The organism is Acidaminococcus hominis, assembly GCF_900291475.1.
GTDB classification, from domain to species: domain Bacteria; phylum Bacillota; class Negativicutes; order Acidaminococcales; family Acidaminococcaceae; genus Acidaminococcus; species Acidaminococcus hominis.
In genome coordinates this window covers 1-19455 of record NZ_OLMM01000004.1, presented here as the reverse complement: position 1 = coordinate 19455, position 19455 = coordinate 1, and the positions used below count along the sequence as shown (strand labels likewise).

Below are 19455 nucleotides of genomic sequence, written 5' to 3'. Positions count from 1 at the left end.
AACAGGGAAAGATACGCAAAAAAGGCATACTGCTCAAGCTGCTGGCGGCGAGAGCGGTATGCCTTTTTGTCCGGGGCGGGGTTAGGGGAGCGCCTTTCAGACGAAAAAAAATCCTGCCGCCGCAGCGACAGGATAAATTTTCAATGGTGGAACTAACTGGACTCGAACCAGTGACCCCCACGATGTCAACGTGATACTCTAACCATCTGAGCTATAGTTCCTTAAACAATGAGATAATTTTACCCGAAAGTGGCGTTATTGTCAAGGGCAATACGGGGTTTCCTGTTTCTTTTTTACCTTAGAAACGATATAATGATTACATATGCAAGTTTGCAGACTGCCGGAGAAAACGGCCGGAGGTCTTTTTTCCTGAGCCGCGGAAAGCCTGAAACCGGGCGGCTGGGCAGCTGCTGAAGACAATAAGGGAGGTATTCTCTATGTGGAAAAAATTTGTGACCCTGCTGCTGTTCGCCGTTTGTGTGGCAGTGGCTGCCTGCGGCAGTGCGGAGGCTCCCAAGGCTGCCAGCACCAAGGCAAATGCCAAACCCCAGCGGGTGCTTGCGCTGTTTGATACCAGTAAAGGAAAGTTCCAGGTGCAGTTAGCCACGGAGGCAGCACCCAAAACCTGCGCCAATTTCATCAAACTGGCGGAATCGGGCTTCTATAATGGGCTGACCTTCCACCGGGTGATTGATGGCTTCATGATCCAGGGGGGCGATCCCCAGGGCAATGGCACCGGGGGGCCTGGCTACACCATTCCTGATGAGTTTTCTGACCAGATTCGTCACAGCGGCCCGGGCATCCTTTCCATGGCCAACCGGGGCCCTAATACCGGGGGCAGCCAGTTCTTCATTACCCTGGAAGCCACGCCCTGGCTGGACGGCAAGCATGCGGCTTTTGGCCGGGTCGTCGAAGGCATGGACGTGGTCCAGGCCATTGGCAAGGTAAAGACCGATGCCCAGGATAAGCCGGTGGAACCGGTAATCATCAAGACCATTACCATCAAAACGCTGGACTAGACAGGAGGAGCGGAGTTTGACAGAACAACTAGAAAAACGGTTTGCTTTCCGGGATTCCCGGGAAATGGTGGCCGTGCTGGGAGAAAATGACGAATACCTGCGTCTTTTGCAGCAGCAGTTGGACTGCACCCTGATTCCCCGGGGCAATGAATTGATTGCTTCCGGCTCGGAAGAAGCGGTGGGTTATACGGAAAAGTTGGTTTCTGAACTGCTGTACCTGTACCGCCAGGGGCTGCCGGTTACGGAGCACGATGTAAAGTACGGGCTGCGGCTGGTGCTGGGGGGCAAGGAAAGCCAGCTCCATACCCTGTACACGGATACGGTGCTGACCACCTTCCGGGGCAAGCAGGTCAAGGCCAAGACCCTGGGCCAGCTCCAGTATCTGAAGACCATTGGGGAAAATGATATTACCATTGCCATTGGGCCGGCGGGCACGGGGAAAACGTACCTGGCAGTGGCCATGGCGGTGAAGGCGTTAAAAAATAAGGAAGTGGAACGGATCATCTTGACCCGTCCTGCGGTGGAAGCCGGAGAAAAACTGGGTTTTCTGCCGGGGGATTTGCAGGAAAAGGTGGACCCGTACCTGCGGCCGCTGTACGATGCCTTGTACGAAATGCTGGGTATGGAAGTATTCCAGAAGCACCTAGCCCGGGGCACCATCGAAGTGGCGCCGCTGGCCTACATGAGAGGGCGTACCCTGAACGACGCCTTTATCATTTTGGACGAGGCCCAGAACACCACGGCGGAACAGATGCGCATGGCCCTGACCCGGTTTGGCTTTGGCTCCAAGCTGGTCATCACCGGGGACGCTACCCAGGTGGATCTGCCCAGCGGGAAACAGTCAGGGCTTACCAATGCGGCATATGTGCTGCGGAACGTGCCGGGAATCGGGATTATCCAATTTTCCGAGCGGGACGTGGTGCGCCACGAGATTGTAGGGGCCATTATCAAGGCCTATGAAAACTACGACCGGAAGAAGAAAGAAAAGGAGCAGGCGAAAAACCATGATCGTAACACTGGAGAATAACCAAGAAGAAATTCAGGTACCGGAAGAACTGGAAGCAACCCTGAAAAAGGCCATGGACATCATTGCCCGGCTGGAGAAGCTGACGGACAACACGGAAGTGGATATTACCATTGTGGACAACGACGAAATCCACCAGCTGAACCGGGATTACCGGGGCATCGACCGTCCCACGGACGTGCTTTCCTTTGCCCTGGACGAGGGGGACGAGGAACCGGAAGTGGAAGACGGGGAAGCCGAGCATCTGCTGGGGGACGTGATCATTTCTGCTCCCCGGGCCGTAGAGCAGGGGGAAGAGTTTGGTCATGGGCTGAACCGGGAAATGACCTACCTGGCGGTCCATGGGATGCTGCATCTCCTGGGCTATGACCATATGGAAGAAGCGGACAAGCAGGTAATGCGGGCCCGGGAGGAGCAGGTGCTCCGGGAACTGGACCTGGCGGAAGAAAAGTACGGAGGCTGAGATGGCGCTTGATGCGGAATTGTTCCAGGCGGCGGTGAAGGCCCGGGAAAACGCCTATATTCCCTATTCCCACTTTGGGGTGGGGGCGGCAGTACGAGCCAAGGACGGACGGATTTTCACCGGCTGCAATATCGAAAACGCTTCCTATGGGCTGACAGTGTGTGCCGAGCGGAACGCTATTTTTGCGGCGGTAAAGGAAGGGGTACGGGAATTTGCGGCCCTGTGTGTAACGGCGGACACCCCGGCGCCGGTAGCTCCCTGCGGGGCCTGCCGGCAGGTGATGGCGGAATTTCAGATTCCTGTAATTTATTTGACCAACCTGAAGGGCGACGTGAAGGAAACTTCTTTGGAAGAACTGCTGCCCTACAGTTTTGACCTATAAGCATGACAAGCAGAAAGGAAATTTGCATGGAAGCTGCTGAACAAAAACAACATCGGGCGGGCTTTGTGGCTGTGGTAGGCCGCCCCAACGCAGGGAAATCCACCCTGGTGAATAAACTGGTGGGGGAAAAGGTGGCCATTATTTCTGACCGGCCCCAAACCACCCGGAACCGGATCCTCAGCATTTTGAGCACCGCTGAGGCTCAGGTGATTTTCCTGGATACTCCCGGGCTGCACAAGCCCCAGGACAAGCTGGGGGAACATATGGTGCGGGCTGCGGAAGGCGCCATCCAGGATGTGGACCTGGTGCTGTACGTGGTGGATGCCAGCGAGAAATTCGGCAAGGGTGAGGAAACCATTCTGGAACGGCTGCGCAATTCCTGCCGGGTACCGGCTATTCTGGTGCTGAACAAGATTGACCAGCTGGGGGACAAGAGCCGGCTTTTGCCCATCATTGCCCGGTTCCAAAAGGAATACGATTTTAAGACGGTGGTCAGCCTGTCGGCCCTGGAAGATACGGATTTTTCCGCCCTGCTTGAGGAAATCATCGGCTGCCTGCCCTACGGACCGGATTTCTATCCGGAGGATATGTACACGGACCAGCCGGAAAAGGTCATGGCCGCCGAAATCATCCGGGAAAAGGTGCTGCAGCTGACCCGGGACGAAGTGCCCCACGCTGTGGCGGTGCAGGTCCAGGAAATGAAGACACGGGACAACGGCATGGTCTACGTCCGGGCCGACCTGTTTGTGGAACGGGATTCCCAAAAGGCCATTCTGATTGGCAATAAGGGCAGTATGCTAAAGGAAATCAGCAAGCGTGCCCGGCTGGATATTGAAGACCTGGTGGGCAGCCGGGTGTACCTGGAGCTTTGGGTGAAGGTACGGCCCAAATGGCGGGAAAAAGAGGGCGATTTGAAGCGCCTGGGCCTGGCCAGCGACCATAACCAATATTGACCGGAATGGGCTGTTATTGTATAATTATTTACTAAGTAGTGCTGTAATTTATAAAAATTGTTATGTTAAAATACTATAGAAGGAGAGATGTCCTATAGACTCGGGGCCTTTACTAGGGCGCATATTGAAACCAATTTTATATCCTTTTGCCTATGTCTTTTATCATCTGGGGCGGGGTCTGTTCCATTTTATGGGAATTGAACCGGTCCATCCCGGCACCAGCCATTCCGAAGATGATCTGCGGAAAATGGTCAGTGCCAGCGAAAAGGGCGGCAGCATCGACCCGGTGGAAAGCCGGCTGATCGATAATGTCTTTGACTTTGCGGACCGGGTGGCCCGGGAGGTCATGGTGCCCCGGCAGGATATGGTCTGCCTGTTTGTGGATGATACGGTGGAGGAAAACCTGGCGGTCATCAAGGAATCGGGCCATACCCGGTATCCTCTGTGCCGGGAAGACCGGGACCACATTCTGGGGATTATCCATATCCGGGAACTGATGAATGCGGACTATCAGAAACCGGATTTCAACTGGACCAGCATCATGCGGGAAATCGACGTGGTGCCGGAAAGTATGTCCATTGCCAAAATCCTCCAATTGATGCAGCACAAGCACGTGCAGATGGCTGCGGTGGCCGACGAATACGGCGGCACGGCGGGACTTGTTACCATGGAAGACCTGCTGGAGGAAATCGTTGGGGACATCCAGGACGAACACGATACGGATATGCCGGAAATCAACAAGATGCCGGACGGGTCCTATGTGTTTGACGGGCTGGTGCTTTTGGATGAGGTGTCCGAAATCATGGGCATCCAGTTTGATGAACCGGAAGAGGATACCATCGGGGGCTATGTGTTTGGCCTCATTGGCCGGCAGCCCGTGGTGGGTGACAGTGTGGAAGCCAACGGCTACAAGTTTGAGGTGCTGGATTCTACCGGGTTCCGGGTGCTCCGGGTCCGGGTCATTCCCCTGAAAAAAGACGACCAGGAGAAAGAAGCGGCTGTCCATGAGCAGTGAAGTATATCAAGACGAAGCAATTGTATTGCGGGTGAAAAATTGGCAGACTGCGGATAAGTTCGCAGTCTGCTTTTGTCGTGAACACGGGAAAATCCCGTTTATTGCCTACGGGGCGGCCTACGCCCGGAACCAGAGCGGGCGGCTGGTGCAGCCCTTTGCCCATTTGCAGGTTTCCCTTTTGCCCGGGCGGCGTTTTGCTACCCTGCGGGGCTGCGAAAGCCTGGAGCGGCCGGCGGAAATGGATTGGGAAGGGCTGGCCTACGGGGCCATTATCGGAGAAACGGCGGAAAGTCTTTTGGGGGACGAAGAACCCCAGGAGGAGATTTTCCAGCTGCTGGTAGATGCCTACCGGCTGCTGCCCAAACGGAACAAACGGCTGGTAACGGACAGCACGCTGCTGAAGCTGCTGGCCCTGTGCGGCTTGCAGCCTATTTTGGATAGCTGCACCAGCTGCAATGAACCGGTTACCGAGGACGGCTTTTTCAGCCTGGTCCAGGGGGGCTTTTTGTGCAAAAACTGTGCCCTGGGGGAGGAGCTGCCCATGTCCTTGGGGACCCGGGACCTGATGGAGCAGCTGCTGCAGCTGGACCTGGCCCAGCCGCCCAACTTTACGGTGCGGGGCCGGGAACTGATGGAAATGGAGAAAATCCTCCATGCGTTTATTGTGTACCAGACGGACCGGCCCCTGCACAGCCTGGACTTTCTGGCCCAGATGGAGAATACTGCTCATGGCCAATAAGGAAGTCCTTAAACTGATTTTAAAAGAGCGGGTGGACCTGCTCTTTTGGGTGATGCTGCTTTTTAACTGCGTTACCACTTTCGTGACCCCGGCGGTGGATTGGTACGCTCCCTATAAACTGGTGCTGCTGCTGTGGCTGTGTTCCGGGGCCTGGCTGCTGCTGCCCTTGGCCAGCCGGCTGCGGCAGGAAGGGACCAGCTGGGGGCTGGCGGTTTTGGCGCTGCTGGTGGGTACGGTGTACCTGCTGCCTCTGAGCTGGCCCCTGAAGGTGGAGTATCCGCTGCTAGAAGGGTGGTTCCTTTTGACGGTGCCCCTGATTTTGTGCAATGTCTGGCGGCACTTCGGCTGGCGGGAAATGCTCCAGCCCCAGGGCCTGCTGTGGACCCTGTGGCCGGTGCTGCTCCTGGGCGGAGCGGTGTGGTGCGTGGAGGATCCGGACCTGGGAAGTCTGGGGGCGGCCCTGCTCCAGCAGGTGTTCTACCTGCTTTTGGGCTGCCACTATGCAGCCTGCGGGGTGACCTACCGGAAACGGTGGCTCTTTACCCTGGGGCTGCTGCTGGTTACCCTGGGCTTTTGGGCCTGCGTGGTAAGTTATTCTTTCGTACTGCCCTTCTACGCCTACTATCTGCTGTGGGCGCTGGGCTTTTTGGTGCTGGAACTGGTCTTTCCTCTGATGAAGCCAGGGGAAGGAGATAGGAGATAAATATGAAACTGATTACCTGGAATGTAAACGGGCTGCGGGCCTGTATGAATAAGGGCTTTGCAGATTTTATGCAGGCAGCGGATGCAGATATTTTCTGCGTCCAGGAAACGAAAATGCAGCGGGAACAGGCGGCTTTTGCCTTTCCGGGCTACTATGAGTACTGGAACAGTGCCGAGAAAAAGGGGTATTCCGGTACGGCTATTTTCAGCAAGACGGAGCCTCTCTCGGTAACCTATGGCCTGAATATCCCGGAGCACGACAACGAAGGCCGGGTGATTACCGCCGAGTACCCCAGCTTTTACCTGATTTGCGTGTATACCCCCAATTCCAAGCGGGGCTTGGAACGGCTGGATTACCGGATGGTGTGGGAGGATGCCTTCCAGGCCTATGCGGAAGAATTGGCCAAAACCAAGCCGGTGATTGTCTGCGGGGATTTGAATGTGGCTGCCCAGCCCATTGATCTGAAGAATCCGGACAGCAACCACCATAACGCCGGGTTTACCGACGAGGAGCGGGCCAAGTTCCAGCAGTTCCTGGCAGGGGGCTTTGTGGATTCTTTCCGGCGGCTGTATCCGGACAAGGCGGAAGCCTATACCTGGTGGTCCTATATGTTCAAGGCCCGGGAACGGAACGCAGGGTGGAGAATCGACTATTTCCTGGTATCCCAGAACGGGGCGGAAAATATTGAAGATGTGATCATTCATTCCGACGTACTGGGCAGCGACCACTGTCCGGTGGAGCTTCAGTATAAGGCGTAAGGAGGCGGGCAGATGGAAGGGGTATTTATCGGGGACCTGGTAGGTTCGGCCTACGAATGGACCGGGTTTAAAAGTAAGGAGTTTCCCTTGTTTTCTGCCAAATGCCGGGTGACCGACGACTCCCTGATGACCTGTGCGGTGGCGGAGGCCTTTGCCAAGGCCCAGCAGGAAGGCAGGCTGGGGGAGGACGCCTACGTGGAAGGTCTTTTGGCCCACTTTATGCGGAACATCGGGCTGCGGTACCCTGACGCCGGCTACGGCAGCAAGTTTTTGTACTGGCTGCAGCACAAGGAGCTGGGGCCCTATGGCAGTTTTGGCAACGGAGCGGCCATGCGGGTGGCTCCGGCGGCGTATTTTGGCCGGACCCTGGAAGAAGTGGAACATCTGGCGATGGTGTCCGCCCGGGTAAGCCACAACCATCCCAGTGCCTATAAGGCCGCCAAGGCGGTGGCCGGGTGCGCGTTTCTGGCCCGCAAAGGGGCGGACAAGGACGGCCTGGGCGCCTATGCCGGCCGGTACTACAATCTGCATTTTACGGTGGAGGGCATCCGGGACAGCTACCGGGGAGATTCCTCCTGCGACAACTCGGTGCCCCAGGGAATTGTTTCGTTTCTTGACGCGGACTCCTTTGAGGATGGGCTGCGCAATGCGGTGTCATTGGGCGGGGACAGCGATACCCTGGCGGCCATTGCAGGCGCTATTGGAGAACCGTTCTTTGGCATTCCTCCGCTGCTAGTGGTGGAAGCAAGAAAGTATTACCTGCCGGAACTGAAGAAGTGGGAAAATGCCTAAGCAAAAATGGACTAGGAAAACGTGGCTTTCACGTTTCCTAGTCCATTTGTTTTAGGGGGTTAGCCCCAATCCCTGAGAGTGCTTATTTCCGGTTTTTGCCCTTCCCCTTGGCTTTGGTGCCGGCAGCTTCTTCCGGGGATATTTCCACAGGCTGGGGGGCAGGGGGCTTTTGGGTCCCGGCCCAGATAAACAGGGCGAGGGCCGCCAAAAAGAAGAACAGGCTGGTGACCTGGGCGGATTTCAGCCCAAAGAGCATGGGGCGTACGTAATCTCCCCGGAGAAATTCCAAAAAGAACCGGAGCAGGGAGTAGAGCATCACGTACAGGCAGCTGGGCTGGCCTTTTTTGGGACGGGTGGTCTGGAACAGCAGCAGGATGGCAAAGAGAATCACGTCAATCTGGCCTTCCCAGACCTCAGCGGGCCACAGAGGCGCATTGCCGTAGGTGCTGTGGGCCAGGGTGCCTTCCGGATAGAGCAGCCCGAAATTGCCGCCGGTGGGGTGGCCAAAGGCGTCCCCGTTTAGCAGGTTGGCCATGCGGCCGATGGACTGGCCGATGAACAGCGCTGGGCAGATGATATCCAGCATTTCCAGCCAATTCACCTTGTGATAGCGGCAGTACAGGGCGCCAGCCAAAACACCGCCTACGATGCCGCCCTGGATGGCCATGCCTCCCTGCCAGACGAAGGGGATTTCGCTGAGGTGGTGGCTGTAATAGGCCCAGTCAAAGAAGAAGACGTCCCAGAGCCGGGCGCCAACCAGGCCGCAGAAGCCGCCGTAGATGCCGATGTCCGGCAGGTACTGTTCCCAGCCCCGGCCATCCCGCCAGGCCAGGAAATACGCCACGGAGGAGGCCATAAAAATGGCGATGCACAGCATGATGCCGTACATACGGATGGGGAAATTTCCAATGAAAAATAGGTATTGATGCAAATTCAGGTGCCTCCTTTGGGGCTACAAAATCTTTACAGGCCGAAAGTCGATATAGTCTGCGGCTACCAGCCGGTACTGGGTGCCGTCCCGGACGCCCTGGAACAGGTTGAGAAAATGGGCGGCGTCTCCGTGGACGTGGCCGTAGATGCATTGTTCCACCTGGTACTTGCGGCACAGTTCCGTAAAGCCGGAGACTTCTTCGGGATTGTACAGGGGCGGGTAGTGGAGGGCGGCAATGAGATGCACCGCTCCGGCTGCCCGGGCACCGGCCAGGGAGCGCTCCAGCCGCTGGATTTCCCGGTTGTAGATCAGCTCGTCGTGTTCCCCGAACTGGGGCATGGAGGGCAGGTTCCAGCCCCGGGTGCCGCAGACGGCCACGTCCCCCTTTTGGTAAAAGGTATTGTGGAGAAAATGGATTTTCTCCGGTACGGCCTTTTGCATTTTGCTCAGGGACGTCCACCAATAATCGTGGTTTCCCTTTAAAATTACAATTTGCCCGGGCAGGGCGGCCAGGGCTCCCAGGTCCCGGCGGACGGCGTCCTCCAGTTCCATGGACCAGGAAGTATCCCCGCACAGCAGCATGGTGTCGTCCTCGGTCAGGGTTTCCTGCCAATTGGACAGCACTTTCTGGCGGTGGTGGAGCCACTGGTCTCCAAAGACTTCCATGGGCTTTGTAGGGGGTTCTCCTGAAAAATGCAGATCTCCCATGGCGTATAGAGCCATTTGTACCACTCCTTCCTGCGTTGACTTTATCCCATACGAAATATATAATAAATCTATTATACATGGGTAAAACCACTGTAATACTCATATGTTACTGAATTTCGGAGACTTATGCAAGGTGTACAGCTGGGTTTTCTTCTCTAGGAGGTATGTGCATGTTTAACGAAAAGTACGAGCCGCACGAGATTGAATCGCGCTGGCAAAAGTATTGGGCCGAGCACAAGACCTACAAGGTCAATAATGATGATCCCCGTCCCAAGTATTATGTGCTGGAAATGTTCCCTTATCCTTCCGGCAATCTGCATATGGGCCATGTCCGGAACTATTCCATCGGTGACGTGGTAGCCCGCTTCCGCACCATGCGGGGCTTTAATGTTCTCCATCCCATGGGCTGGGATTCCTTTGGCATGCCTGCCGAAAACGCAGCCATCAAACACCACATTCCCCCTGCCAAGTGGACCATGGAAAACATTGCCAACATGACCCGCCAGCAAAAAGAGCTGGGTCTGTCCTACGATTGGGACCGGGAAGTGACCACCTGCAAGGAAGATTACTACAAATGGACCCAGTGGTTCTTTGAACTGATGTACAAACGGGGCCTGGCTGTAAAGAAGGAAGCTGCCGTAAACTGGTGCGACCACTGCAACACGGTACTGGCCAACGAACAGGTTATCGACGGCAAATGCTGGCGCTGCGACAACCCGGTAGAGAAGAAGAACCTGTCCCAATGGTTCTTCAAGATTACCGATTACGCAGAACGGCTGCTGGAGGACCTGGATAAGCTGCCGGGCTGGCCCGAACGGGTAAAGACCATGCAGCGCAACTGGATTGGCCGCAGCGAAGGTCTGGAATTTGCCTTTGACTGCCCGGATCTGGGCACCAAACTGGCTGTGTACACCACCCGGCCGGATACCATCTACGGGGTTACCTTTGTGGTTATTCCGCCGGAACATCCGCTGGTAGCCAAACTGCTGGAAAACAACCCCAAGAAAGCTGAATTGGAAGCTTTCTGCGACAAAGTGCGCAATACCTCCGATATTGAAAGAACCTCCAGTGAATCGGAAAAACTGGGTATGTATACGGGTCACGACTGCATCCATCCGCTGACTGGCGAAAAGGTGCAGATCTGGATCACCAACTACGTACTGGTGGACTACGGCACCGGCGCTGTAATGGGCGTGCCCAGCGGCGACCATCGTGACTGGATGTTTGCCACCAAATACGGCATCAAGAAAATCCTGACCCTGCAGCCCAAGGACAAGGAACTGAAGCTGGAAGAAATGACCGACGCCTACGAAGAAAAAGACGGCGTGCTGGTCAACTCCGGTCCCTTCACCGGCATGGAAATGCACAAGGCTGTTGGCGCCATCATCGACTATATGGAAGAAAAGGGCCTGGGCAAGAGACGGGTGAACTACCGTCTGAGAGACTGGCTGATCAGCCGGCAGCGGTATTGGGGCTGCCCGATTCCTGTGGTCTACTGCCCTCACTGCGGCGAAGTGCTGGTTCCCGAAAAGGACCTGCCGGTACGGCTGCCCATCGATGTGAAGTTTGATGCCGGGGCCAAGTCTCCGCTGGCAACCAGCGAAGAATTCGTCAACTGCACCTGCCCCAAATGCGGCGGTCCTGCCAAACGGGAACTGGACACCATGGATACCTTCCTGTGTTCTTCCTGGTACTACCTGCGCTACACGGATCCCCACAATGACCAGGCTCCCTTCAGCGAGGAAGCGGTCAACCACTGGATGCCCGTGGACCAATACATTGGCGGCATTGAACACGCCATTCTCCATCTGCTGTACTCCCGTTTCTTCCTGAAGGTGCTCCACGATGCAGGCCTTGTGAAAGCGGACGAACCCTTCACCAACCTGCTGACCCAGGGCATGGTTATCAAAGACGGGGCCAAGATGAGCAAATCCATCGGCAACGTGGTTTCTCCGGAAGAAATCGTAGGCAAGTACGGCGCCGATACGGCCCGGCTGTTCATCATGTTCGCAGCTCCGGTAGAACGGGAACTGGAATGGAGTGACCAGGGCGTGGAAGGCTCCTTCCGCTTCCTGAACCGGGTATGGCGGATTGTGTACCACTTCAAAAATGAACTGGCTCAGCACGTGACCAGCTACGATACCCAGAACCTGAACGAACAGGATCAGGAACTGCGCCACATTCTGCACACCAGCATCAAGAAGATTACCGAGGACATCGACACCCGGTTCAACTTCAATACGGCTATCAGCACCATGATGGAACTGGTGAATGCCCTGTACGCCTACAAGGAAAAGGCAGAAAACGTCAATGCGGGCCTGATTTACGAAACCATTTCCAAGCTGCTCTTGGTGATGGCTCCCTTCGTGCCCCATATTACGGAAGAACTGTGGCATGATGCCATTGACAGCACCCAGAGCATCCATAAGGAACCCTGGCCCAGCTACGATCCGGAAGCCATCAAGGTCTCCGAGGTGGAAGTGCTGATCCAAATCAACGGCAAACCCAAGGTGCGGATCATGACGCCGGCTGAAATCACCAAGGAAGAGCTGGAAAAACTGGCCCTGGCCAATGGGGAAATCAAAAACGAAATCGGCGCCGGCAAAGTGGTGAAGGTGATTGCCGTTCCCGGCCGTCTGGTAAACATTGTCGTAAAGAAATAAGCAGGCTGCGCTAGACGCCTGGCAAAACTGTATATAGAAACTACCTACTCATATCCTGTACACATCGAACTCCGGGCAGATTCTTTCCTATCGAAACGACAGGAAGGGACCTGCCCTTTTTGCTGCAATAAAGGAGGTACCTATGAACTTATGGGAAAAGAAAAAATGGCTGGTGATTGGCGGCATTATTTTGGCTTGTCTGGGGTTTGGCCTGTGGGAACAGCAGCCCAGGGAGCTGCACCAGGGGACCCTGCCGGTAAGCCAGGAGGCGACGGAAACCCAGAAGCGGCGGGAAACGGCGAAAATCTGCGTGTATGTCAGCGGTGCGGTCCAGGCTCCGGGCCTGTACTACGTCAAGCCGGGCATCCGGTACCAGGAGGCCATTGTTCAGGCCGGGGGAATGACGGAAGACGCTGATGAAACCCGGGTGAACCTGGCCAAAAAGTGCAAGGACGGGTGCCAGGTGAATGTACCCTTTCAGAAGGGAACCAAAAATAAGAAAAGCAGCAGTAAGGGCAGCTTGGCAAAAAGCAGCTCCGGCAGCAGTTCCGGGGCGGCCGCAGGCGCCGCTGCCGGCACAGCCCTAACGGGCGGAAAGGTCAACGTAAACACGGCCACGGCGGAGGAACTGGAAAGCCTGCCGGGCATTGGTCCTTCCCTGGCCCAGCGGATCATTGCCCAGCGGCAGAAGGCATCGTTCCAGTCGGTGGAAGACCTGCTGCAGGTGTCCGGCATCGGCAGGGGCACCCTGGCCAAGTTCCAGGACCGGCTGGAGGTGTGAAATGAACGCCATGCTGCTGGCTTCGTTGGCGTTTGCGGCGGGAATTGCGGCAGGGGTAAACCAGGTGGTGCCCTGGCCGGTTTGGGCGGCTGTAACGGCAATTTTGGCCCTGGGGGCGCTGCTGGCGTCACCCCGGGTCCGGCAGAAACGGCTGCTGCTGGCGCTGTATCTGGGAACCGCTTTGGGGGCGGGAGGCCTTTTGGGAGGCAGGGCCGTCCCGGCAGCCCAGAGAATGGCCCATTTGGCGGACCGGCAGGTGGTCCTTACCGGGCGGCCGGTGCCGGGCTCCTTTTCCCAGGGACAGTACGGCTCCCTTTCCTTTCAGCTGGCGGAGTCCCGGGGAAGGGTCCGGGTATACCTAAAAAAGTGGCAGGGACCGCCTTCTTTTGGAGGCCTGGTCCAGGTTAGGGGCAAATTCCAGCCCCCGGATGGCTTCTACAATCCGGGGCAGCCCCGGCCGGAGGTCCAGGCGGCGGCCAACCGCCAGGGGGGCAGCCTCCAGGGAGAAGGGAAGGACCTGACTTTTCTCAGCCGGGAGGAAAACTGGCAGGAGAAAATTTATGGCTTTGGGGAAAAGCTGCGCCAGGGGGTGCGGGAGGCCATGGCGCCGGGGGACAGTGCGCTGCTGGAAGGGATGCTGCTGGGGGGCAGCCGGGCAATCGCGGCAGACACCCTGCGGCTGTTCCAGCGCTGCGGTCTCAGCCACCTGCTCTCGGTGTCGGGCAGCCACGTGGCCCTGTTTTTGGGGCTGCTGCTGACCCTGTGCAGGCAGCTGCGGCTGCCCCGTCCGGCGGTGGTGGTTTTGGGGCTGGGGTTCCTTTTGAGTTACACCATTCTCTGCGGGGTGCGGCCCTCCGTATGCCGGGCGGCCCTCTTGGGAGCGGGCGTGCTCCTGGGGCAGGTGCTGGACCGGCGGGCGGACGGAACGGCTTTCCTGGGCCTTGCTGCCATCCTCCTGCTGTCCTGGCATCCCTTTTGGATCTGGGATATCGGGTTCCAGCTCTCTTTTACGGCGGCCCTGGGCCTGATGCTGCTCCAGAAACCCGTGGCAGAACGCTTAAATAAATACTTAAACCTTCCCCTGAGTGAAGCACTTTCAGTTCCCCTCAGCGCCCAAGTGTTCAGCTTGCCGCTGCTCATTGCCCATTTTCATTTCCTATCACTTGTATCTGTCATCGCTAACATTATTTTGGTTCCACTGCTTTCTGTTTGCATGGCTGGGTCTGCTTTGGGAACCCTTTTATTTAACCTTGGCGGAGGGGTGCTGGGTCGTGTAATTCTGACAGGAACAGCGCAGCTATTAGGATTCTCCCTAGGTTTAGGGAAAATTCTGTCTAATTTGCCTGGGACCCAAGTGACCACTGGAAGTGGACTGTGGGGAGGAATGCTCCTGTATTTTCTCATTCTTTTTGCCATTTTTGGACCTTGGAAAAAACGCGAAAAAATGCAAAAATTAAGATTGTATACAGTATTATGTTCGGGTATTTCTCTCTGCATCCTATTTGCTTATAATTCTTGGCGTTCTCAGCCGTTCTCCGTATATTTTTTGGATGTGGGCCAGGGAGACTGCGCCTTGGTGGTAACCCCGGAAAGAGAAACAATTTTAATCGATACGGGAGGATTGACCAAAAATTTTGATACTGGGGAGAGAATCATCGTGCCCGTGCTCCGGCATCTGGGAATTGAATACATAGATGTTGCCATCCTTAGCCACGGGCACCATGACCACGCAGGAGGACTAGCTGGTGTGGCCCGGTGGGTAAAAATACATAAGCTTTTTTTGCCAGTGGAAAAGCCCAGTTCGGACGTGGAAAAAGCAATCAGAATCGGTACAAAATTCAAATCTGTCGAAATTGTATCCAAAATACGCACAAAGCAAACAATTAGGTTAAAACAATGTATAATATATGTTGTAGAAGCACCTAGTACAATAGGGGAAGGAGGCGACGCAAACGAAAGCTCTGCAGTGGTGCGTGTAAGTCATGGCACGGACAGTGTTCTGTTTACCGGCGATGCGCCAGTAAGTATTGAATTGTCCGCAGCCACTGCTCCGATTGCAAGCGATGTGCTGAAGGTATCCCACCACGGATCCCGGACTTCATCGGCAGAAGCTTTTTTGCAGGCGGTCCATCCCCGTTTGGCTGTCATCAGCGCAGGACGGAGAAACCGCTTTGGGCATCCCCACCAGGAAACCCTGGACAAACTCCACCGGTTAGCGATACCGGTGGCCAGGACGGATCAGCTGGGGGCCATCAAAGTGATTTTTGACGGTAATGGGCCCGAATGGGTTAGCTGCCGCTGGCAGCAAGAATTTTTCTAGGAGTGGATAGCGTGAATGTAGCAGCGGATCAATTCCTGGAAAGCCTGCGGCAAACTTCAGACCTGCCCCACGCAGTAATTATCTGGGGGGACGAGGACTATTACAAAAAAGCCGGCAAAGCTGCCTTAGGCAAACTCCTGAAGGAGAAGGCAGATGCCGAGGGTCAGGAAGTTTCCGTATGGAGATTCCAGGACAAGTTTGAAATCAACGCACTGCGGGAAGCCATCAACACGGAATCCTTCTTTGGGGGAATCAATTTTGTGCTTGTGGAAAACCCGTGGCTGCTGCCCAAGCATGGCGCTGGGGAGCAGAAAGGCAAGAAAAAAAGCACCGGGGGGAAAACTGACAAAGGGCAGACGGCAGTGCAGCAGTTCATGGAACTGCTCAGCGACGTGCCCGCATACACTTTTGTCCTTTGCTTGTGTCCGAAATTGGATAAGCGATCAGCCTTTTTCAAAAACATGAGCAAAGCCGTGGTATTGGCAGAATGCCCCACCCTCAAAGCATATCAATTGCGGCCCTGGTTACTGGAACAGGCGAATTCCTACGGAGCCCGGTTTAGTCCGGAGGCTCTGAACCTGGTCCTGGATTATGTCTCTGCTTTTGACACTGTACCCCTGCTGCAGTTGCAGCAGGAAATCGCCAAAGTGAACCTTTACGCAGGGCAGAGAAAAATCTGGCAGGCCGAAGATGTGCTGCAGATGTTTTCGCAGGCACCGGAAATTTCCGGTTTTGCCTTAGGGAACGCAGTGGAGGAACGGAACCTGACGAAGGTTTTGGACCTTCTGGCGGAAGAAAGAAAAAATGCCGGCAGCGGCGGGATTGTTCCCATTCAGCTCCGGCTGGTCTCCAGTATCCGCAAATTGCTTTTGGTAAAAGAAATGATGGAAAAAGGTGCTCGCCAAGAAACGATCACCGCCCAATTGAAGATGCATCCGTACGCTGTCAAGGTGACCATGGCCCATTGCAATAATTTTAGCCTTGAATCCTTACAAAAATGCATGGTCGCTTTAGCACAGACAGCGGCGGATTCTCGTCAAGGGGGACGGACCTGGTCGCGGCTTGAGGAAATTTTAATTGACTTGGTAGCAAAGAAGTGAATCAAAACAAAATATGAGTTGTTAGGGGGAAAAGCAAATGGCATTGGCAATGAATTCCTATCAAACTTTGGCCGTTGGTATTCTACTGTATTATTTAGGGAAATACCTGAAAGCCCATATCAAATTTTTGCAAACCTATTGTATTCCTAACCCTGTAATCGGCGGTATCCTGTTCGCCTTGGTCAACCTGGCCTTGCATCAATCCGGCGTTGGGCCAATCAAACTGGATACGGTGCAGCAGAGCTTCTTCATGAACATCTTCTTCACCAGTGTTGGTTTCTCCGCCAGCGTTGCGTTGCTGAAAAAAGGCGGCCGTGACGTACTGATTTTGACCATCATCTGCGCAGTTCTGATTACCTTACAGGATATCGTGGGTGTAGGCATGGCTTCTGCTTTTGGCCTGCAGCCTCTGCTGGGCCTGTGCGCAGGTTCCATTCCTCTGGTTGGCGGCCATGGTACTTCCGGTGCCTTTGGTCCTTTCCTGGAAAGCATTGGCGTGCAAAGAGCTACCACCGTGGCTATTGCCATGGCTACCTTCGGTTTGATTTCCGGTTCCTTGATGGGTGGTCCTATTGCCCACAAACTGCTGGTAAAACATAACCTGAGAAGCAAGGAAAACGAATCCGATCCTAACGGTGAAGGCAGCAACAGCATGGAAGAAAAAGTGGTCATCCCTATGACCGGCGAAAAAATCATGCTGGCTACCGGCGAAATCCTGGTTGCCATGGGTATTGGTACCATCGTTTCCAAAGGTTTCACCAGTGTTGGCCTGGTGTTCCCTGGGTACATCGGCTCCATGCTGGTTGCCGCTGTTATCCGGAACATTGCCGATAACGTTGACGGTCTGAACGTTCCTATGTCCGAAGTTGGTACCGTGGGTGATGTTGGTCTGAACATTTTCCTGTCCCTGGCCCTGATGAGCCTGAGAATTTGGGAACTGTTCGACATCGCTGGCGCACTGACCGCTATTGCAGTCGTTCAGGTTGTGGTAATGGCTTTCTTCACCTACTTCGTAGTATTCAATGTTATGGGCAGAGACTACGATGCAGCTGTTGAAGTATCCGCAGTCTGCGGTTTCGGTATGGGCGCTACGCCTAACGCCATGGCTAACATGAGTGCCATTACGGCTGTCTATGGTCCTGCTTCCCGTGCCTTCTTCTGTGTACCTCTGGTAGGCGCCATGTTCGTCGACTTTGTAAACTCCAGTATCATCATGACCTTCGTCAATATCTTCGGCTGATATTGAATCAGGCTCCTTTCGAGAAGGGCTTTCCCTGGGAAACCAGGGGAGGCTCTTCTTTTTTTGTTTTGAGTCAGCGGGCTAAATCGGAAACAGGGGGGCTGCGGCGGAAATTTGGCTGACAGGGCGGGCATTCTATAAAAAATCACCTGTCTAAGCGATGAAATTCGCTTGTAAGGAACGCTTTTTAAAAAATGGTAGGGGGGGAGATTTACCAATACAATAAAACGCCTGAAAAACGGAATTTGGGCTTTGTCCGCCGTCACTGCTTGGTGCTGCGGGGCTTTGGGGGCAGCAAAAGCAGCGGAAAAAAATGGGCTCTTCACGTTTTATTGTGGGATGGCAGATTTCTGCCATCCTTCTTTTATGTCTAGCAACATCCCACTGTCGCAATCTCTAGACAGTGCCGTTTCGTATAGATGGTAATGCTGAATATCGAATCAGAGTGAAAAAATATTCATCATTTTTGTATCCATACCCTATTCGTTTTGCAACCTTAATCTTGTTATTGAAGCCTTCAAGCTTTCCTGTGGTAATCGGATGGGCTGAGTGAGCAATCAAACCCTCTTTGCGTTTTCGCTTTAAGCGGGCAAACTTTTGCAGCTGCGGTATGTTGCTCTCCTCGGCTCCTTTAAACCATTTTTCCCATTCTACGGCAGCTAAATCGGGGTTTCTAAGCTCGAATAGATCACTTAGTTCCTCTTTCATTGTATGGCAAACTGTCAAATTTTCATGTTTTTTAAGGATTTCCTTGAGATTTTCTGCCTTTTTATCGCTTAGTGTTTCTTCCTTGCAAAGCAGCGTCCAGCGAGCTTGTTTTACTTCCTTGTAAAGCCGATTCTCCTCTTTAATTGAATCCTCTGCTTTTGTTGCCTGCTCTTCAGCAATATTCTCTGTAATCCCAAGCTTTAGGTTATCGGCTTTCTCTTTGTGCTGTCTTGCTTCCTCCAGCCTTACGGCTCCCAGCACATCTCGTCCATACTGGGCTTGCATATGGTAGCGGTCGTATACTATTGCCGCATGAGGCAGATACTTTTCTACCAGGGTGTTGAACGATGCGTTCATGTCCATTGCGACAGCTTCTACTTCAGACAAATACTCCAGGTCTGTCTCTTCAAAAAACTTTGTAAAGGCAGCTATAGAGCGTCCCGCACCAACCCAGAGGATGTCTCCCATATCAAGGTCCATAACACAGGTTGCGTAAGTATGGCCTTTGTGCATTGCAAACTCATCAACGGCAAGATGCTTAGGACGGTAGCCACTTTTGCGAAGTTCCTCGCTTCGCGTTTTGAGAGCCTCGTCCATAATTTCCTTATGGATTTTAGAAACTGTTCCCCAATGGATACCGGTCAAATCGCTGACTGCTTTAATCGTCATTTGATGCATAAGCAAAATCTTGATCCATAAAGCGGCACGAGAAGTGACTCTGGTTCCAGGATACTTAAAGGTTATGTTTTCATTGAAGGTATGCCCGCATTTTTGGCACCGGTAGCGGTGGAATCTCACACGAAGAATCCGTGGCTTTCCGGGTATCCAGGGCATGTCTTTAAGTGTAGTTACAGGGTTGTCATGGACATGGACCTTACCGCCGCAGCAAGGGCATACAACGTCGGCTGTAGGCCGGGTACTATTTACATCTATGATCTCTTCAAAAAGAGAAGCAATACTCGTAGGAATATTAAAATTGTCCTGTATGTTTTTGCATAAATTTGCTATACTTGAGGTTGAGAGCACGTGGATCATTCCTTTCGTAGTTTTGTCGCTATTACTTAGAATGGAGCATCCCGTGCTCTTTTTCAATACCTTTTTTCAGTTTTTAAATTCTGTCTTAGATTTCGTATCCCCCAATTTTCCGTGATGAGCC

Annotated in this window: 18 protein-coding genes and 1 tRNA gene; 15 read left to right on the top strand and 4 right to left on the bottom strand. The window is 54.2% G+C overall.

Annotated features, from left to right (window positions below):
- Positions 1–144: 144 nt before the first annotated feature.
- Positions 145–221: transfer RNA gene (locus tag C7E10_RS03630), tRNA-Val, on the bottom strand.
- 216 nt (positions 222–437) lie between these two features.
- Here C7E10_RS03630 and C7E10_RS03625 point away from each other — a divergent pair.
- From C7E10_RS03625 to C7E10_RS03580, 10 genes are all read left to right on the top strand, one after another.
- Positions 438–1019, top strand: coding sequence for a peptidylprolyl isomerase (locus tag C7E10_RS03625; protein ID WP_105325998.1), 582 nt, complete (start codon positions 438–440; stop codon positions 1017–1019).
- A gap of 16 nt (positions 1020–1035) precedes the next feature.
- Entirely contained in the window at positions 1036–2046 is a 1011-nt protein-coding gene (locus C7E10_RS03620; protein ID WP_105325997.1) for a PhoH family protein, read from the top strand.
- Positions 2024–2506 carry an rRNA maturation RNase YbeY gene (ybeY, locus tag C7E10_RS03615; protein ID WP_105325996.1) on the top strand — a complete coding sequence of 161 codons (483 nt, stop codon included), beginning with the start codon at positions 2024–2026 and terminating at the stop codon, positions 2504–2506. The genes C7E10_RS03620 and ybeY overlap by 23 nt, the downstream gene beginning before the upstream one ends.
- A 1-nt stretch (position 2507) precedes the next feature.
- Complete coding sequence (locus C7E10_RS03610; RefSeq protein ID WP_105325995.1) at positions 2508–2888, top strand: cytidine deaminase; 381 nt, start codon at positions 2508–2510, stop codon at positions 2886–2888.
- Between the two features lie 26 nt (positions 2889–2914).
- Positions 2915–3841, top strand: a complete 927-nt coding sequence (gene era / locus C7E10_RS03605; protein WP_105325994.1) for a GTPase Era — start codon at positions 2915–2917, stop codon at positions 3839–3841.
- A gap of 124 nt (positions 3842–3965) precedes the next feature.
- Positions 3966–4856 (top strand): hemolysin family protein, encoded by an 891-nt coding sequence (locus C7E10_RS03600; protein WP_105325993.1) that lies wholly within the window; start codon positions 3966–3968, stop codon positions 4854–4856.
- On the top strand, positions 4846–5595 hold the full coding sequence (gene recO, locus C7E10_RS03595; protein WP_105325992.1) for a DNA repair protein RecO: 750 nt from the start codon (positions 4846–4848) through the stop codon (positions 5593–5595). Before C7E10_RS03600 ends, recO begins: the two co-directional genes overlap by 11 nt.
- Positions 5585–6298 (top strand): hypothetical protein, encoded by a 714-nt coding sequence (locus C7E10_RS03590; RefSeq protein ID WP_105325991.1) that lies wholly within the window; start codon positions 5585–5587, stop codon positions 6296–6298. The genes recO and C7E10_RS03590 overlap by 11 nt, the downstream gene beginning before the upstream one ends.
- Positions 6299–6300: 2 nt before the next feature.
- Positions 6301–7056: an exodeoxyribonuclease III gene (locus C7E10_RS03585; RefSeq protein ID WP_105325990.1), complete on the top strand. Its 756-nt coding sequence runs from the start codon at positions 6301–6303 to the stop codon at positions 7054–7056.
- Positions 7057–7068: 12 nt separating this feature from the next.
- Positions 7069–7848: an ADP-ribosylglycohydrolase family protein gene (locus C7E10_RS03580; RefSeq protein WP_105325989.1), complete on the top strand. Its 780-nt coding sequence runs from the start codon at positions 7069–7071 to the stop codon at positions 7846–7848.
- An 82-nt stretch (positions 7849–7930) separates the two neighbouring features.
- Here C7E10_RS03580 and lgt read toward each other — a convergent pair whose 3' ends face one another.
- Both lgt and C7E10_RS03570 read right to left on the bottom strand, forming a co-directional pair.
- Positions 7931–8779, bottom strand: coding sequence for a prolipoprotein diacylglyceryl transferase (gene lgt / locus C7E10_RS03575; RefSeq protein ID WP_105325988.1), 849 nt, complete (start codon positions 8777–8779; stop codon positions 7931–7933).
- A 21-nt stretch (positions 8780–8800) separates the two neighbouring features.
- Positions 8801–9502 carry a metallophosphoesterase gene (locus tag C7E10_RS03570; protein ID WP_105325987.1) on the bottom strand — a complete coding sequence of 234 codons (702 nt, stop codon included), beginning with the start codon at positions 9500–9502 and terminating at the stop codon, positions 8801–8803.
- A 155-nt stretch (positions 9503–9657) separates the two neighbouring features.
- Here C7E10_RS03570 and leuS point away from each other — a divergent pair, with 155 nt between their 5' ends.
- The 5 genes from leuS (at position 9658) to gltS (ending at position 17591) form a co-directional block, all read left to right on the top strand.
- A complete protein-coding gene (leuS, locus tag C7E10_RS03565) occupies positions 9658–12150 on the top strand; it encodes a leucine--tRNA ligase (RefSeq protein WP_105325986.1) in 2493 nt (830 codons plus the stop codon).
- Between the two features lie 142 nt (positions 12151–12292).
- Positions 12293–12931 carry a ComEA family DNA-binding protein gene (locus C7E10_RS03560; protein WP_105325985.1) on the top strand — a complete coding sequence of 213 codons (639 nt, stop codon included), beginning with the start codon at positions 12293–12295 and terminating at the stop codon, positions 12929–12931.
- 1 nt (position 12932) lies between these two features.
- Entirely contained in the window at positions 12933–15251 is a 2319-nt protein-coding gene (locus C7E10_RS03555; RefSeq protein WP_105325984.1) for a DNA internalization-related competence protein ComEC/Rec2, read from the top strand.
- Between the two features lie 11 nt (positions 15252–15262).
- Positions 15263–16351 carry a DNA polymerase III subunit delta gene (gene holA, locus C7E10_RS03550; RefSeq protein WP_158572340.1) on the top strand — a complete coding sequence of 363 codons (1089 nt, stop codon included), beginning with the start codon at positions 15263–15265 and terminating at the stop codon, positions 16349–16351.
- A gap of 37 nt (positions 16352–16388) precedes the next feature.
- Positions 16389–17591, top strand: coding sequence for a sodium/glutamate symporter (gene gltS / locus C7E10_RS03545; protein ID WP_105325982.1), 1203 nt, complete (start codon positions 16389–16391; stop codon positions 17589–17591).
- A gap of 396 nt (positions 17592–17987) precedes the next feature.
- Here gltS and C7E10_RS03540 read toward each other — a convergent pair whose 3' ends face one another.
- Positions 17988–19334 carry an ISL3 family transposase gene (locus C7E10_RS03540; RefSeq protein ID WP_146109029.1) on the bottom strand — a complete coding sequence of 449 codons (1347 nt, stop codon included), beginning with the start codon at positions 19332–19334 and terminating at the stop codon, positions 17988–17990.
- Positions 19335–19455 lie beyond the last annotated feature (121 nt).

Bases quoted from the DNA above. Each gene is read 5' to 3' on its own strand.
- C7E10_RS03590 (WP_105325991.1), top strand. From the start codon at position 5,585: ATGGCCAATAAGGAAGTCCTTAAACTGATTTTAAAAGAGCGGGTGGAC.
- gltS (WP_105325982.1), top strand. From the start codon at position 16,389: ATGGCATTGGCAATGAATTCCTATCAAACTTTGGCCGTTGGTATTCTA.
- leuS (WP_105325986.1), top strand. From the start codon at position 9,658: ATGTTTAACGAAAAGTACGAGCCGCACGAGATTGAATCGCGCTGGCAA.
- C7E10_RS03610 (WP_105325995.1), top strand. From the start codon at position 2,508: ATGGCGCTTGATGCGGAATTGTTCCAGGCGGCGGTGAAGGCCCGGGAA.
- C7E10_RS03625 (WP_105325998.1), top strand. From the start codon at position 438: ATGTGGAAAAAATTTGTGACCCTGCTGCTGTTCGCCGTTTGTGTGGCA.
- C7E10_RS03585 (WP_105325990.1), top strand. From the start codon at position 6,301: ATGAAACTGATTACCTGGAATGTAAACGGGCTGCGGGCCTGTATGAAT.
- ybeY (WP_105325996.1), top strand. From the start codon at position 2,024: ATGATCGTAACACTGGAGAATAACCAAGAAGAAATTCAGGTACCGGAA.
- recO (WP_105325992.1), top strand. From the start codon at position 4,846: ATGAGCAGTGAAGTATATCAAGACGAAGCAATTGTATTGCGGGTGAAA.
- C7E10_RS03560 (WP_105325985.1), top strand. From the start codon at position 12,293: ATGAACTTATGGGAAAAGAAAAAATGGCTGGTGATTGGCGGCATTATT.
- C7E10_RS03540 (WP_146109029.1), bottom strand. From the start codon at position 19,334: ATGATCCACGTGCTCTCAACCTCAAGTATAGCAAATTTATGCAAAAAC.
- C7E10_RS03580 (WP_105325989.1), top strand. From the start codon at position 7,069: ATGGAAGGGGTATTTATCGGGGACCTGGTAGGTTCGGCCTACGAATGG.
- C7E10_RS03570 (WP_105325987.1), bottom strand. From the start codon at position 9,502: ATGGCTCTATACGCCATGGGAGATCTGCATTTTTCAGGAGAACCCCCT.
- era (WP_105325994.1), top strand. From the start codon at position 2,915: ATGGAAGCTGCTGAACAAAAACAACATCGGGCGGGCTTTGTGGCTGTG.
- C7E10_RS03555 (WP_105325984.1), top strand. From the start codon at position 12,933: ATGAACGCCATGCTGCTGGCTTCGTTGGCGTTTGCGGCGGGAATTGCG.